Annotated in this window: 13 protein-coding genes; 5 read left to right on the forward strand and 8 right to left on the reverse strand. The window is 60.3% G+C overall.

Annotation, left to right across the window (positions count from 1 at the left end; all coding sequences use genetic code 11):
* Window positions 1-5 precede the first annotated feature (5 nt).
* On the reverse strand, window positions 6-1193 hold the full coding sequence (locus tag JQK88_RS37220; RefSeq protein ID WP_203279633.1) for an FkbM family methyltransferase: 1188 nt from the start codon (window positions 1191-1193) through the stop codon (window positions 6-8).
* 157 nt (window positions 1194-1350) lie between these two features.
* On the opposite strand from JQK88_RS37220, the gene JQK88_RS24060 reads away from it, so the two are divergent.
* Window positions 1351-2190: a hypothetical protein gene (locus JQK88_RS24060; RefSeq protein WP_203279634.1), complete on the forward strand. Its 840-nt coding sequence runs from the start codon at window positions 1351-1353 to the stop codon at window positions 2188-2190.
* A gap of 109 nt (window positions 2191-2299) precedes the next feature.
* Here JQK88_RS24060 and JQK88_RS24065 read toward each other — a convergent pair whose 3' ends face one another.
* The 7 genes from JQK88_RS24065 to JQK88_RS36410 form a co-directional block, all read right to left on the reverse strand.
* Window positions 2300-3280 carry a 2-dehydropantoate 2-reductase gene (locus tag JQK88_RS24065; RefSeq protein WP_192250684.1) on the reverse strand — a complete coding sequence of 327 codons (981 nt, stop codon included), beginning with the start codon at window positions 3278-3280 and terminating at the stop codon, window positions 2300-2302.
* Window positions 3281-3282: 2 nt separating this feature from the next.
* Window positions 3283-4809, reverse strand: a complete 1527-nt coding sequence (locus JQK88_RS24070) for an acyl--CoA ligase (RefSeq protein ID WP_203279635.1) — start codon at window positions 4807-4809, stop codon at window positions 3283-3285.
* 78 nt (window positions 4810-4887) lie between these two features.
* On the reverse strand, window positions 4888-6474 hold the full coding sequence (gene ggt / locus JQK88_RS24075) for a gamma-glutamyltransferase (protein ID WP_203279636.1): 1587 nt from the start codon (window positions 6472-6474) through the stop codon (window positions 4888-4890).
* Window positions 6475-6604: 130 nt separating this feature from the next.
* Window positions 6605-7297 (reverse strand): ABC transporter permease, encoded by a 693-nt coding sequence (locus JQK88_RS24080; RefSeq protein WP_203279637.1) that lies wholly within the window; start codon window positions 7295-7297, stop codon window positions 6605-6607.
* On the reverse strand, window positions 7294-8007 hold the full coding sequence (locus JQK88_RS24085; RefSeq protein ID WP_203279664.1) for an ABC transporter permease: 714 nt from the start codon (window positions 8005-8007) through the stop codon (window positions 7294-7296). Before JQK88_RS24085 ends, JQK88_RS24080 begins: the two co-directional genes overlap by 4 nt.
* 71 nt (window positions 8008-8078) lie before the next feature.
* On the reverse strand, window positions 8079-8930 hold the full coding sequence (locus JQK88_RS24090) for a transporter substrate-binding domain-containing protein (RefSeq protein ID WP_203279638.1): 852 nt from the start codon (window positions 8928-8930) through the stop codon (window positions 8079-8081).
* 90 nt (window positions 8931-9020) lie between these two features.
* Window positions 9021-9692: a GntR family transcriptional regulator gene (locus JQK88_RS36410; protein WP_203279639.1), complete on the reverse strand. Its 672-nt coding sequence runs from the start codon at window positions 9690-9692 to the stop codon at window positions 9021-9023.
* A 138-nt stretch (window positions 9693-9830) separates the two neighbouring features.
* Between JQK88_RS36410 and JQK88_RS24100 the strand changes: the two genes are divergently transcribed.
* From JQK88_RS24100 to JQK88_RS36420, 4 genes are all read left to right on the forward strand, one after another.
* The gene (locus JQK88_RS24100) at window positions 9831-10844 is read left to right on the forward strand and encodes a LysR family transcriptional regulator (RefSeq protein WP_192250705.1); all 1014 of its coding nucleotides are present in this window, start codon (window positions 9831-9833) and stop codon (window positions 10842-10844) included.
* A gap of 175 nt (window positions 10845-11019) precedes the next feature.
* The gene (locus JQK88_RS24105) at window positions 11020-13395 is read left to right on the forward strand and encodes an aminotransferase class III-fold pyridoxal phosphate-dependent enzyme (RefSeq protein ID WP_203279640.1); all 2376 of its coding nucleotides are present in this window, start codon (window positions 11020-11022) and stop codon (window positions 13393-13395) included.
* A gap of 143 nt (window positions 13396-13538) precedes the next feature.
* Window positions 13539-14636: a polyamine ABC transporter substrate-binding protein gene (locus JQK88_RS24110; protein ID WP_203279641.1), complete on the forward strand. Its 1098-nt coding sequence runs from the start codon at window positions 13539-13541 to the stop codon at window positions 14634-14636.
* Window positions 14637-14852: 216 nt separating this feature from the next.
* Window positions 14853-15020, forward strand: a complete 168-nt coding sequence (locus JQK88_RS36420) for a hypothetical protein (RefSeq protein WP_246750001.1) — start codon at window positions 14853-14855, stop codon at window positions 15018-15020.
* Window positions 15021-15034 lie beyond the last annotated feature (14 nt).

Genomic DNA, 15034 nt, shown 5'->3' on the forward strand with positions numbered 1-15034 from the left:
AAGAATTAAGAATATGGAGCAAGCCCTAATGCGTCCGAGATCGCGGCAAATTTTCGCTTTACCGGCTCCGATGAGGCCATGATCCTTTCACGCCGCTTGGTAAAAACCGCGTCAAACTCAATCGCATCGCCGTCAAAATGCTTTATTTCGTTAATCTTTCGTAGAGAAAATCCAAAATCATCAAGAAGTGAAACGATATCACAAAGTAATTTTTGACCTATATATATGGGTGTGACGTGTGTTTCCAATTCAATAGCTAGGCAAGACTCCAGAAGGCGACCGAATCCGATAAGTACTTCGTACTCGAAGCCCTGAACATCAATTTTTACCATGTCCGGTGAGGGCGCGCTCTGGGTTCGGAAAAATTCGTCAAATCGAACACATTCGACCTCTTGAGTGCCGATCGTAGTGAAAAGTCGTCCTATGGAATACCGCTGCAACACCTCTATATTTGGCGCTCTCAGTGATGAGCAGTCCGATGAGGCAGCTATGTGTAATTTTTGAGTGCCGGTGGCATGCGCTAGGGCCTTCTCTATAACTTGGGCGCCAGGTATTCGGCCAAGAGTTTCCCTTATGGCGGCTGCCTCCGACGGTATCGGTTCGAAAACCATCGGCGTAATCCGATCGGCTCTTAGCATCCACTGGATCTGCAGGCCCCCTTGGCCGCCGACATCGACAATCGTGATGCGCTCCTCCGCTGGCACGCTAGACAATTCAGCATTTGCGTCAAAGGTCTCAACCAGAACGCTCATGAGGACAAATTGCTCATGTCCGGTACCAGAATAGACGGGCTTGCAGTTGTTGGAGCAGCCAACTGATAGTGTTGGGTGGAGATTTAGAAAATGTACATCGATGTCAAAGACATCCTTAGAGACATGATCAACCGAGAGACTGATACTTATTCCGTTATCTACAATATTTCCATTAGGAGATATTTCGGCGACGTCAATAGAACCGTAGTGGTGGATGTAGAAATTGGTGGTGCAATTCACGCAAAATTTTACGCGACACTTCACTCTAACAATTCTAAAAAGAAAAGCTGGATCATGCAATCGCAAGAGATGCCAGCTGTGCCGTTCGGTATCTGAGACAACAAGAGCTCCGTCCTCAAGGCGAATGGACATCTCATGCGCCACCTGCCATCTCGAAAGACCATCGCCGCTATAGGTTTGCGAAAAAATAACCTCGCCCACTCCCGATACCTTATCGCCTCCCGAGTCTTCGCCATTGATGAATTAGCATGCTATTTTAAATCTGGGCAGTCGGACATCAGGAATCACAGTGCGACGACGAGATTTCGTTACACTCTTGGCGGGCTCAGCGGTCGGAAGCCTGATTCCTGCAGCATTGATGGATCGGGAGGCCCTCGGGCAAAGCGACGCGGCCATGGCACCATCACCTGCTCCGCCCCTGTCCCTCCTCTCGGCCCCCATCGAACTCGCCGGCGATTGGGGCCACATGCTGCCGCGCGCGGCCGATCAGGTCGTCGAGCGCACGCGGCACGCTTGCCTGGACGGCGTCCGCCTCGTCTCTGACCGCCAACCGACACGGCTGCGCGTCGACGAGCACCCTTCGGGGTCGCCGGCCGTCTGGTTGCATGCAGACGGCACCAGCATGGCGTGGATCATTGTCGACATAGGCGAGCGCGACTGGTCGAAGCTTGCCTACCAGTTCGGGCACGAACTCGGCCACGTCGCGGCCAACAGCTGGCAGGCCGACGCCAAGCCTGCGCCGCCCTGCCAATGGCTCGAGGAAGCGATGGTGGAGGCCTTCTCGCTGCGTGGCCTGGGGCGCCTGGCGACAAGCTGGAAGGAGAATCCGCCATTTGCCGGCGACAACGCCTTCGGCGATGCCATTGCCGAGTATCGTGAGACTATCATCAGGGGCTACGCCGCGCTCGCCGACAGCCAGGGGCTGAGCCGCGACGCCGCCGCCTGGTTCGGCGACCATCGAAGCGAGATCGAAATACCCGGTCTCAATCCGTTTGCTCAAGCAATGTCCCGGACCATCCTGACTGAGTACGAGGCGGCGCCCGACTGCGTCGAGGCGCTGGGCGCACTCAACCGTTGGCCCGGCCGCACAGGTGTACCGATCGCAGAGTATCTGAAGCTATGGGAGGCGAGTTGTGCGGAACTGCAAGCCTCGCCGCGACTGCCGGTCCGGCTGCGCGAACTGTTGCGCATCACGTGACGGCTACGGGCCTGTACGGAACAATGCGGGAGCGTTGGCGATTCTGGTCCACTAAAGGGTCAATAAAATAAACGGCCTTGTCCGATCCTTCGGGCTCATCCGCGCCCCCTCATCCGTAACACCCGCGCTCCACCGCCAGCCGCCGCAGCAACGCCAGCACGGCATCTATCGTCGGGGTCGGCTTGTCCGTCAGCCGGCCAAGTTCCTGGACTGCCGTCACCAGCGCATCGATCTCCATCGACCGGCCGCGCTCGAGATCCTGCAGCATCGAGGTCTTGTGCTCGCCGACATCGCCGGCGCCCTTGATGCGCCGGTCAACCGCTATGGGAAAGCGCACGCCGAGGCTTTCGCCGATCGCCTGCGCCTCCAGCATCATGGTGCGGGCAAGCATGCGGGTGCTCTCGTCGGCAACGATCGCGGCCAGCGTGCTGCCGGTCAGCGCCGAGATCGGGTTGAAGGAGAGGTTGCCCCACAGCTTCACCCAGATCTCGCTGCGGATGTCGTCACGGACCGGTACCTGCAAGCCGGCCTTGACCATTTCCTCGGCTAGAAGCGTGACCCGTTCGCTGCGCTCGCCAGAGGGTTCGCCGAGCGAGAAACGCTTGCCGTCGACATGGTGGATGAGGCCTGGCGCATCGACTTCGACCGCAGGATAGACGACCGAGCCGATGACGCGCTGCGGCCCGATCCGCTGCCAGATGGCGCCGCCACGATCGACCGCGTTCAGCCGGGTGCCTTCGAGCGGCCCGCCGACGCCGTGGAAATACCACCACGGCACGCCGTTCTGCATGGTGACGACGGCGGTGTGGTCTCCCAGCAGCGGTGCGATCTGGTCAAGGGCCAGGGTGAGAGAATGGGCCTTCAGCGCCAGCACGACATAATCCTGCACGCCAAGCACCTCGGCCGTGGCGGCGGCCCGGACGGGGACCGAAATGTCCTGGCCATGCTCGATCAGGCGCAGGCCGTTTGCCTTGATCGCTTCCAGATGCGCGCCGCGCGCGACGATCGAAAGATCGATCCGCCCGGCCATGGCAAGCTTGGCCGCGAGATAGCCGCCGATCGCACCGGCGCCGAAGACGGTGACCTTCATCGTCAAAGTCCGAGTTTGGCGGCAAGGCCGATACGCTGCAATTTGCCCGTCGCGCCCTTGGGGATCTCGTCCAGGATCAGGATCTTGCGCGGCACCTTGAAGTCGGCAAGCCGCGTTGCGGCATAGCTGCGAATGTCGCCCTCGGTGGCACTGATACCTTCGCGCAGCACTACTGCCGCCGCCACCTCCTCGCCAAGCTTGTCATGCGGCATGGCGAAAGTGACGACCTGCGCCACCGCCGGATGATCCATCAGCACGTCGTCGACCTCGAGCGGCGAGATCTTTTCGCCGCCGCGGTTGATGATCTCCTTGAGCCGTCCGGTGACGCGCAGATAGAAGTCCTCGTCGAGCACGCCCTGGTCGCCGGTATGGAACCAGCCATGGGCGAAGGCGCTGGCGTTGGCATCCGGGTTCTTCTCGTAGCCATTCGTCACATTGGGGCCGCGAATGACGATCTCGCCGGTTTCGCCGGGTTCGAGCAGCCGCCCGTCGGGCGCCATGACAGCCACTTCCGGCCCAGCCGCAGCGCCGACGCTGCCCGGTTTGCGTTGGCCCGGCGGCAGTCGGTTCGAGGCCATCTGGTGCGCCGCCTCGGTCATCCCATAGGATTCGATCACCGGGCAGCCGAAGGTCGCCTCCAGTTCGGCCATCACCTGCGCCGGCAGCGATGCCGAGGACGAGCGGATGAAGCGCAGACGCGCTGCCGACAGTGCCTCGGTGTTGCGCGGCGCCCTAGGCAGGATCGCCTGATGCATGGTCGGCACTGCGGTGTACCAGCTTGGTTGCGCCTCGCTCAGCCACTGGAAGAAGCGCAGCGCGTTGAAGCCGGGCGTGCAATAGATGCTGCCGCCTGTTGCCAGCGACGACAGCACGGCCGCGATCAGGCCGTGGATGTGGAACAGCGGCATGATGTTGAGGCAGCGGTCATCGGCTGTCAGGCCTAGCGTGGCGCCGATATGGGCGGCCGAGGCCGCGATGTTGGCATGGCTGAGCGGCACCAGTTTTGGACGCGATGTCGTGCCGGAGGTGTGCAGCAAAAGTGCGATGTCGCCGTCTTGCGCCATATCGGGAACGGCCTGCGGTCCGATCGCCTCGCCCTCGATCATAAAACTTCCGGCCGGTGCGTCAGGCTGCGCGACCAGCCGGAGCACGCCAATACCAAGGCGTTCGGCCACCGTCACCGCGGGGCTGGTGTCGCCCTCCGCAATGAGGATCGCCTTGGCGCCGATGTCGGTCAGGTAGAAATCAAGCTCATCAGCCCGGTAGGCTGGATTGAGCGGCGCTGTCGAGGCAGTGGCCGCCACGGCGACAAAAGCGGTGGCCATCTCGGGCCCGTTCGGCAGCACGATCGCGACCCTGTCGCCCCGGCCGATGCCGCGCTCATGCAGCTGTTTTGCCGTGGCGGCGATCAGACCACGCAATCCGCCATGGCTGAGCGTCGCCCTGTCGGGTGCCAGGATCGCCGGAGCGTCATCAGCGCCGGCGGCCAGACGGCGGGAGAGCCCAAGGGAATTTTCGCTACTGGCCATGATCACCGACTATCCTTCCAACCTGTCGAAATCCAGCCGCGACACGCCATTGTGACGTCATGGCAAAACCCGACCCTATCAATATCCAAGCGCCATCCCGTCCTTGCGCGGATCGGAGGCGCCGGTCAGCGTTCCCTTTTCCCAGTCGATCAGCACCACTTGCCCGCCGCCAAGAGGATGACGCGGCTCGGCTATGCGATGGCCACGCTTGCGCAGCCCTTCGATCGCCTCGGTGGGAATGCCGCGTTCGGCCTCCACAGTATCATCATTGTAGAACACCCGCGGCGCATCCAGCGCCTGCTGCGGATCCATGCCGAAATCGATCATGTAGGTGAGCAGATGGACATGACCGAACGGCTGGTAGCCGCCGCCCATGACGCCGAACGGCATCACCACGCGGCCGTTCCTCGTCGCCATGCCCGGCATGATCGTGTGCATCGGCCGCTTGCCGGGCGCGATCGCGTTCGGGTGGGTCGGGTCGAGGCGGAAGCTCGAGCCGCGGTTCTGCAGCACGACACCGCTCTTCGGACCGACGACGCCGCTGCCGAAGGAATAGTAGGTCGAGTTGATGAAGGAGACTGCGTTACGGTCACGGTCGACGATGGAGATGTAGACCGTGTCGCTGCCGGGCAGTTCCAGGCGCGGCAGATGCGTCATGGCGCGGTCGCGGTCGATGCCGGCGCGCAGCCGGTCCGCGTAGGCGCCGGACAGAAGCTGTTTTACCGGCACCGGGACATGGTCCTGGTCGCCGACATAGCGGTCGCGGTCCTGATAGGCCAGGCGCCCGGCCTCGATCTCCAGATGCAGGCGCTCGGCGCCATTGGGGTCGAGGCCGCCAAGCTTGAAGCCGGACAGCACGTTCAGCATCAAAAGCGCTGTCAGCCCCTGATTGTTCGGCGGCATCTGGTGGATGTCGTAGCCGCCATAGGTGGTGCTGACCGGCGCCACGTAGTCGCCCTTGGTCGCGGCGAAATCCTCTTGGCTATGCAGCCCACCCAGTTCATTGAGTCGGCGCACCATGTCGTCGGCGACCGCACCTTCGTAGAAACCGGCGCGGCCGTGCTTGGCGATCACCCGCAAGGTGGCAGCGAGTTCCGGCTGGCGGTGGACATCGCCGGCCTTCGGCGCCGTGCCGCCCGGCAGGAAGATGCGCGCGGCATGCTCGTCGGCCGACAGGTCGGTCTCCGGATCGGCCCAGTCGAAGGCGACGCGGTCATGCACGACATAGCCATTCTCGGCATAGTGGATGGCGGGCGCCAGCACCTCGGCGAGGCTCTTGCGGCCATGATCCTCCAACAGCCGGCTCCAGGCGTCGACGGCGCCCGGCACGGTCACCGCATGCGGTCCTTGTTTCGGAAGCTCGCTGTAGCCCTTGTCCAGGTACCAGTCGACCGTGGCCTTGGCAGGAGCCCGGCCCGAACCGTTGAAGGCCAGCACATTGCCTTGCCCCGCCGGGCTGTAGAGCACGAAACAATCGCCGCCGATGCCGGTCGACTGCGGTTCGACAACGCCCTGCACGGCGGCGGCGCAGACCGCGGCATCCATGGCATTGCCGCCGGAGCGCAGCATCTCGATTGCCGCAAGGGTTGCAAGCGGATGCGACGTCGCCGCAACCGCTTCGGTGGCACGAACCGGCGAGCGGCCGGGGAATTGGAAATCACGCATTCTGTCTTTGTATCCCTTGGTCTGATGGAAGCGACGTTGCCGCCATGGCGTAACACGACACGGCAACGGATCGCTTCGGTTTCTCGACACTGCGCATTTTGCCAATTCTCCTCGTTACGCCAGACGCGTATCAGGCTCGGACCCGATAAGGCGTGAGCCACGTTTCCAGTGCGTTCAGTGCCGAGATGATCGTGAAGTTGATGGTGAGATAGATCGCGCCAGCGGCCACGAAGACCTCGACGGCCCGATAGGTCTGCGAAATGAGGCCCTGCGCGATGCCGGTGACCTCCATCAGCGTGATGATCGATGCAAGCGACGTCCCCTTGATCATGAGGATGATCTCGTTGCTGTAGCTCGGGATGGCTTGGCGTAGCGCCAGGGGCAGAACGACGAGGCGCAATGTCAGGAAGCGTGACATGCCGAGGGCGGAGGCTGCCTCGATCAGGCCGCGCGGCACAGCCTGTATCGCTCCTCGCAGGATCTCGCTGCCATAGGCCGCGGTATTGAGGCTGAGCGCGATGATGGCGCACCAGTACGGCTCGCGGAACAGCCACCAGAGCCCGGCCGCCTGGAGTGACGGACGAAACTGGCCGAGGCCGTAATAGATGAGGAAGATCTGAACGAGCAGCGGCGTGCCGCGAAAGACCGCCACGAAGGAGCGTATGGGCCGGACCAGCATCCAGTGGTTCCCCTGCCGGGCCAGTGCGAGCAGCAGGGCCAAGACGAAGCCGATGGCGATCGACGAGCCGGCAAGCTGCAACGTCAATGGCAAGCCTGAGAGAAGGGTGGGAATGATCTCAACAAAGAAGGCGAAATCGATCATGCGTGGACTATGCCTCGCCACGCCCGAGCCTCGCCGTAGCGGAAGACCGAACCGGTCACGGCAGCGATGAGGAAGTAAAGCGTACCGGCAGCTATATAAAAGACGAAGGGCTCCCGCATCGATCCAGCGCCGATCTGAGCTTGCCGCATCAATTCGACCAAGCCGATCACGGAGATCAAGGCCGAATCCTTGAGCACGAGCTGCCAAACATTGCCGAGTCCCGGCAGGGCGTGCCGCATCAGTTGCGGCACGATGACGAGGCGCAGGGATTGGAAGCGGGACAGGCCGAGCGCCTTGCAAGCCTCAAACTGGCCGAGATCGACGGCGAGATACGCGCCGCGATAGACTTCGGCCTGATAAGCGCCCGAAATGATGCCGATCGCCAAGACGCCCGTCGCAAATGCCGGCAGTCCGATAAAGCCGGCGCCGCCGAAGAATTTACCGAGTTGCGTCAGCGCAATGCTGCCGCCGTAATACAGCAGGTAGATCGTCAGCAGATCGGGTACACCCCGAAACACCGTGCCATAGCCCTTGGCGAGCCATGACGGGAGAGCTCTCGTCGAGAGCCGGCCTCCTGCTGCCACTGCGCCGAAGACGGCGCCGAGCAGGAAGCCGAGGACGGAAAGCGCAAACGTCACGCCCGCCGCCAGCAACAAGGCGCCGCCCCAGCCGCCCTTGCCCAGGGAAAGAATATGCAATGTATCCATCATGTGAACCGAAGCTTCAGCGTGCCGCCCGGCGAGTCGATCAATGCCGATCCGCCGGACGGGTCCGCCAGCGCCTACTTGACCGGCGTCACATCCGTCTTCACCCATTTTTCCGAGATGCGTTTGATGGTGCCGTCAGCGATCGCGGCGCTGATCGCGTCGTTCAGCATCTCCTTGAGCTTGGTGTCTTCCTTGCGCAGTCCCGCACCCGTTCCGGCGCCGAACAGGCCGCCGACAAATCCCGGACCTGCAAGCGTGAAGCCGGAGAATTCAGGTTTTGCCAGCGTCGCGGCAAGTGCTGTCTTCTGAGCGAATATTGCATCGATGCGGCCCGCCGCCAAATCGAGATCATGCTGCTCGGTTGTCTTGTATTCGCGGATTTCCACCGTGTCGCCGAAGTATTTCTTCAGGAATTCGAGCATGGTCGTCGCCGCCTGGACGCCGACCACCTTGCCCTTCAGCAGCGGCTTCAACTTGTCGATCGCGGCCTTGGACGCGGCTTCGTCATCCAGTTTGAATTTTTCAGTCGAAACACCGAGTTTGCCGAGCTCGCTATCCTTGGCGACCGCAAACCCGCCCGGATCGATCGCATAAGGTTGCGTGAAGTCGATGGTCTCGAGGCGCTTCGCCGTGATGAACATGCCGGCCATGATCACATCGAACTTACCGACCTTCAACGATGGAATAAGACCGTCCCAGTCCTGGGCGATGATGGTGCATTTGATCTTCATCCGCGCGCAAAGATCATTGGCGAGTTCGATCTCCAGTCCGTCGAGCTTGCCGTCTGCGTTGGTGAAGTTCCACGGAGCGTAGGCGCCCTCCGTGGCGATGGTTATGGCCTTGGGCGCGTCCTCTGCCAATGCGGTGTGCATGAAGCCGAGCATGCTGAGTGCGGCCGCAACTGCGGCCAAACGACAAACTTTCATGTGGTTCCCCTTTTTTGATAGGCTGATCGATCTGTTCCTACGTCCGGCCGCATTGCCGGTTCGAGGCCATTCTTGTCCGGCCGGCGTTCGTCACCGGCTCGGACTCACGAACTCGGCCAGCATCGGTGCCGTGCCGAGAATATGATCTTGCATCACCTGTTCCGCATGCCGTTCGTCGCCGGAACGCAGGGCCGCGATCACAGCGGCATGCTCCTCGCGCGCAGAATGCGGCTTGTCACACTCGTCGAACCAGATGCGCATGTAGGGCTCTATCACCACATGCAGCGCCGATATCTGGTGGATAAGCTTGGGCCTCCGGCTTAGCGCACAGATGCGGCCATGGAATTCCTGATGGCGGACCACCCAGTCGCTGCTGCCGCTCTGGCCCGCGCGTTCCATGCGATCGAGCAGGCGCTCGAACTCTTCGATTTCCTCCTCATCGATCCGCGGCATCGCCAGCCTGACGGCGAGTCCCTCCAGAACGGAACGTATCTCGAAGATCTCGTACAGCTCATCAACCGTGAGTCCGGCGACGACACATCCCCGATTGGGGCGCAGAACCACAAGCCCGTCCGAAGCCAGGCGCCGAAAGGCTTCCCGCACCGGCATGCGGCTCATGCCGATCTCGGCCGCAATCTCCTCGGGAATAAGCCGGTCGCCCGGTTTGAAGCGACCGAGGCGAAGGGCCCGCTGAACATGCCTGTACGCCTCCTCCTCTGCAGTGGCGGACGTGGGTGGCTCTACGGAAAAGGCTGCTGGCACTCGGCACCCCGGAAAGTATTTTTGTATCCACGTATCATAAAATCCGGATTTGGTGCGGCGTCAATACCCGATAATGACGACGCTCTTAAGCGGAGTCTGGTCGGCAGTGCACCTATCCGGACGCGCCTGGGGGGCTCGTTGGCAGTATTGGGATGCGGTCGATTTGCTGGCGTGCAGTGCCGACCGGATGATGCATCGTTCGCGGACGTCTCCTCTAATTGCCATCCGATGCATTTGGTGCAATCTGCTTTCATGAAGATATCGGGGTCCGATCTCCATCTTTTTCGTGTTTTTGAAAGCGTAGCCCGCAATGGCGGCATGTCTGCGGCGCAGATGGAACTGTCGCTTAGCCAACCTACGGTCTCCAACCATCTCACCGCGCTTGAACAGCGGCTCGGGGTGAAATTGTGTGAACGAGGGCGTCGCGGGTTTTCGCTCACGGAGGAGGGGCGCCGGGTTTACGAAATCAGCACGGAAATCGCCGGGATGCTGGACGCCAACTCGGCCCGGCTTTCGTGCCTCAGAAGCGCTTTGGCGGGAAAGGTCGGCGTCGGTATTGTCGACTGCATGGCGACAGACCAAAATTTACGGATTTCTGACGCAATTGCCGAGCTTTCCGCAACCGCACCAGAAATCGAGTTAAATCTCAAGATCATGCGACCCAACGATATAACAAAGGCGGTGGCCGAAAACGACATAGACATTGGAATTGGTGGTTCTGACATCAAAGTCGCAAGCGTGAAATACCAAATCATCTACCGAGAAGAGCATGCGGTGTTTTGCGGATCGACGCATCCGTTGTTTCACCGAAAAGACGAGACGATTACGAGTGCGGAATGCTACGGCCATCCCTGGGTGCACAGAGGTTATTGGTATGGTATTCGGCGCAACCGCTTCGACAACTCATCCGCAAACCGCGTAACCTTTGACATTGAGGCGCAGCTTTTGATGGTTCTGTCAGGCGCCTACCTCGGGGTCCTGCCGCTACACTTTGCGAGCTTGTTCGAACAGCAGGGGCGTCTGCGCCGACTTCCCATTGCCGATGAGGCCTATTTCGCCGACATCGAGGTCGCCACGCGCGCAGGCGAACAGGCTGCCAACGTCGCCTATGTCCGCGACACGATCGTCAAGGCACACCGGATGCATTTGTAAAAACCAATGTATCGGTTCTCTGAATGATATTCTTCCCACGCCAGCAGAGGTCTAGCGTCTAGCACGGCTGGCGATGCGCAGGGCAAAAATGCCATCTGCGGACTTCCCTGCCAAATGTGCAGCAGCGATTCGGCCGCCGCGTCGAGCGTTTTGATCTTTGGCTTCAGGGTATGGAATGAGCACAGACGCTCTGCTGCTTCGCAACCTTCCCAGTTTTTCGCTGGAAGCGACAAGGCGCGTCGTCGCGACCCGCTACGGGCTCGAGGGGACATACGGGCAACTGGCTTCCGAGCGCGATCTATCCTGGCGGATCGGGCGCACCGATGGTCGCGACGTCGTCGTCAAGATATCGAATGTAAGTGAGCCTGAAGGCGTCGTGGATATGCAGGTCAAAGCCCTGAACCATATCTTCGAGCGCGATCCGGACCTTCCGCTACCTCGTGTTGTTCCCTCCCTCGCGGGCGCCGCCTATGAATGGATCGAGGACGAGCGCGGCTCCCGGCATATGGTGCGTGTGCTTACTTTCCTTCCTGGGAAGGTCATGGAGCAGGTTGAGGAAGCGTTTTCCGCCGGCACCCGGTTCAACATAGGTGCAATGGTAGGACGGCTTGCCTACGCGCTGCGCGATTTTTTTCATCCATACGCGGACAGCAATGTGCACCTCTGGGACATTTCACGTGCCCTGGCTTTGCGCCCACAAACAGCAAAGATCTCCGATGCCGGGCTTCGGCAATTGTGCAACGAAATCTTCGAGCGCGCCGAACGCTTTACCCTTCCCCAATTGTCGAAGACGCGGCGGCAAGTCGTGCATCAGGATTCGCATGGCGGCAACATCCTGGTCGATCCCCGGAATAGTACCTTGCCGGTGGGTATCATCGACTTCGGCGATATGGGCTATAATTCGATTGTCGCAGACATTGTCACTGCCTCCGAGACATTCTCAAAACATGATGATGATCCGATCGCCTACCTTTGCGACGTGACATCAGGCTTCGATTCAACATACCCACTCGAAGAAAATGAGATTGATCTCATCTTCGATGCGATGCTCCTGCGTCTCGCGATGGCCACTGTCATCGTGGAAGCGAGAGAAGCCACGGATGAATCTGGCATCCGCCATATCGAAGACGCCAGCCACTACCCTCGAATGATGGAGTTGCTGAGCCGTCAAGGTCGCGCACAGGCGGTCCGGCGGCTTCGTCAGGCATGCCGGTTTCCGGTGTATGGCGCTACGAGCAACGATCGCGAGCGTCTCGCAGATGACTATGACGCGCTCAGGCGTGAGCGCGAAGCTCACCTGGGACCGATATGGCATTTCTACGACAAGCCATTGCACATCACCCGCGCCCGCGGAGCTTGGATGTATGCCGCCGATGGCACCGCCTATCTGGATGTCTACAACAACGTCCCCCAGATCGGTCATTGTCATCCGCACGTGGCGAAAGCGATCTACCGCCAGGCCAGCGCGCTGAACACCAATACCCGGTATATGTGCGACGTGGCTGCCGAGTACGCGGCGCGCCTGACCGCCGACCTGCCTGATCACCTCGACACCTGCATCTTCGTCAATTCGGGCAGCGAAGCCAACGACCTGGCGATGCAGATAGCCATGTCGCTCAGCAGGCAGGACGGGGGTCTGATAATTGACCAAGCTTACCATGGATGCACGGAACTGACGACGGCCCTCTCCAATGAAAGCTGGCGTCATCTTCCCGCCGACGAGCACCCCAGACGCATTGAGACCCTGACGGCCCCGGATATGTATAAGGGGCCATTTTCCCGCCACCCCCAAGCGGCAGAGAAATATGCCGCCGACGCCGACAGGGCGATAGCCGCCTTGCGCGAAAGAGGCCACAGGCCGGCGGCATTCATGGTCGACACTGCCCTATGTTCGAGCGGGGTGCTGCGGGCGCCTGAAAACTACTTCAATCTTGTCGCGGAAAAGGTTCGATCAGCGGGCGGGTTCGTCATTGCGGATGAGGTGCAGGCCGGTTGCGGCCGCATGGGAACTTTTTGGGGTTTCCGAGCAAACGGGCTCAAGGACGAAAACATCGATTTCATAACAATGGGCAAGCCGGTTGGAAATGGCCACCCTCTTGGCGTCGTCATTCTCAGCTCGGATTTGATGAAGCGGTTCCTCAATGGCACCTACCCGCTGTTGTTCAGCACGTTCGGCGGCAACACCGTCGCATGTGCGGCCGGTATGGCTGTGCTGGACGTGCTGGAGCGGGAAGACCTGATCAAGCGGGCCGCAGTCATCGGGGAATATCTGCGCCAGGAACTTGGGCGTCTAGCCGAACAGCACCCGGCAATCGGCGACGTACGCGGGCTTGGAATGATGACTGGCGTGGAATTGGTGACTGATCGCCTGACGAAGGAACCGGCCATCACACTGACCGAGCGACTCATTGACGACATGCTTGCTCGCAACATTCTCATCGGGAAAGGCACGCCCAACACGCTCAAGCTACGCCCCCCGCTGATTTGGTCGCGCGAAGAAGTCGACATCTTTGTCAGCGCTTTCGATGACAGCTTGGGAAGGCACCAATGAGGTCGCCAATGCATTTGCTGGAGAACGGGTGACCGGCTGGCCTCCAGACAATTGGAGGGGAGGGCAACGCCACTCTCCTTGCCTTCGAGAATGGAACAACGGCCTGCCACCAGAATGGGGGGCGCCACAACAGGAGAACCTGAATGAAGAAGGAGCTACTCGGACTGGCTGTCACGATGACGGCCGTCCTGTTTTCCGCAGGCGTCTCGTTGGCGGAGGACAAGGTCGTCAACGTCTACAACTGGTCCGACTATATCGACAATTCCATCCTTGACGATTTCACCAAGGAGACCGGCATCAAGGTCGTCTACGACACCTTCGATTCGAACGAAATTCTTGAAACCAAGCTGCTTGCCGGCGGCTCCGGCTATGACGTGGTTGTCACGACCGGACCGTTCCTCGCCCGCCAGATTCAGGCCGGCGTGTTCCAGAAGCTCGACAAGTCCAAGCTGCCGAACCTCAACAACATGTGGCCCGACGTGATGGCTCGCCTGGCCAAGTATGACCCGGGCAACGAATATGCCGTCAACTATATGTGGGGCACCACCGGCATCGGCTATAATGTCGACAAGGTGAAGGCAGCGCTCGGCGACGTGCAGATCGACAGCTGGGACGTGCTCTTCAAGCCGGAGAATGCGGCCAAACTAAAGAGCTGCGGCATCAATATTGTCGATGCGCCCGAGGAGACAGTAGCCATTGCCATGAACTATCTCGGCAAGGACGGCGACACCAAGAAGAAAGAGGATCTCGAAGCCGGCGGTGACATCTACACGAAAATCCGGCCCTATGTCCGTACCTTCAACTCCTCTTCCTACATCAACGATCTGGCCAATGGCGACAAATGCATCAGCATCGGCTGGTCGGGTGACGTGCTGCAGGCCAAGAACCGCGCCAAAGAAGCCAACAATGGAGTTAATGTTGAATACTTAATCCCTAAGGAAGGCACCTATATGTGGTTCGATAATCTGGCGATCCCTGCCGACGCCAAGCATGTGGATGAGGCGCACGCCTTCATCAACTATTTGATGCGGCCGGAAGTCATTGCCAAGGCAACCAACTATGTCCAAACAGCCAACGGCAATCTCGCCTCGCAGAAGTTCATCGACGAAGCGGTGTTGAAGAACACGTCGGTTTACCCGACGGAGGAGACGCTCAAGAAGCTTTTCACGATTTCTCCCTACGGGTCCAAGGAGCAGCGCGTACTCAACCGCCTCTGGACCCAGATCAAGACGGGCAGCTAGAGAAACATGGATGGGGCGGCCACCGTCCCATTTTTTTCGAGTGGCGCCTCGGATGAAGGTCTGCCGCCGAGTGCTAGCCATGCGACAGAAAAATGGCAGAGCGGACAAGGCCAAATATCTTGGGCCGGTAAGATAGATTTAAACCCTGCGCGGACCGAATGCAGAGCCATTCATGTTAATCGCCGACTTTGCTCCTATTTCAACTTTGGAGGGACAATGGCGTTCCCGGATCTGATCCAGCCCGAACTGGGCGCGTATGTCAGCAGTGTCACCATGCCGGGGGACTTTAGCCGGTTCTGGATGTCGACCATCGCCGAGGCCCGCCAGGCCGGCGGCGAGGTCGGTATCGTGCAGGGCGGCTGCCCCTCGTGGTGCAGTATATAGGCTATGGCGGCGGC

This window comes from Mesorhizobium caraganae, assembly GCF_016836705.1.
Taxonomy (GTDB): domain Bacteria; phylum Pseudomonadota; class Alphaproteobacteria; order Rhizobiales; family Rhizobiaceae; genus Mesorhizobium; species Mesorhizobium caraganae.

What these genes read in the sequence shown, in the direction of transcription:
- JQK88_RS24060 (WP_203279634.1), top strand. Translation starts at nt 1,351, where the DNA reads ATGGATCGGGAGGCCCTCGGGCAAAGCGACGCGGCCATGGCACCATCA.
- JQK88_RS24065 (WP_192250684.1), bottom strand. Translation starts at nt 3,280, where the DNA reads ATGAAGGTCACCGTCTTCGGCGCCGGTGCGATCGGCGGCTATCTCGCG.
- JQK88_RS24070 (WP_203279635.1), bottom strand. Translation starts at nt 4,809, where the DNA reads ATGGCCAGTAGCGAAAATTCCCTTGGGCTCTCCCGCCGTCTGGCCGCC.
- ggt (WP_203279636.1), bottom strand. Translation starts at nt 6,474, where the DNA reads ATGCGTGATTTCCAATTCCCCGGCCGCTCGCCGGTTCGTGCCACCGAA.
- JQK88_RS24080 (WP_203279637.1), bottom strand. Translation starts at nt 7,297, where the DNA reads ATGATCGATTTCGCCTTCTTTGTTGAGATCATTCCCACCCTTCTCTCA.
- JQK88_RS24085 (WP_203279664.1), bottom strand. Translation starts at nt 8,007, where the DNA reads ATGATGGATACATTGCATATTCTTTCCCTGGGCAAGGGCGGCTGGGGC.
- JQK88_RS24090 (WP_203279638.1), bottom strand. Translation starts at nt 8,930, where the DNA reads ATGAAAGTTTGTCGTTTGGCCGCAGTTGCGGCCGCACTCAGCATGCTC.
- JQK88_RS24105 (WP_203279640.1), top strand. Translation starts at nt 11,020, where the DNA reads ATGAGCACAGACGCTCTGCTGCTTCGCAACCTTCCCAGTTTTTCGCTG.
- JQK88_RS24110 (WP_203279641.1), top strand. Translation starts at nt 13,539, where the DNA reads ATGAAGAAGGAGCTACTCGGACTGGCTGTCACGATGACGGCCGTCCTG.
- JQK88_RS36420 (WP_246750001.1), top strand. Translation starts at nt 14,853, where the DNA reads ATGGCGTTCCCGGATCTGATCCAGCCCGAACTGGGCGCGTATGTCAGC.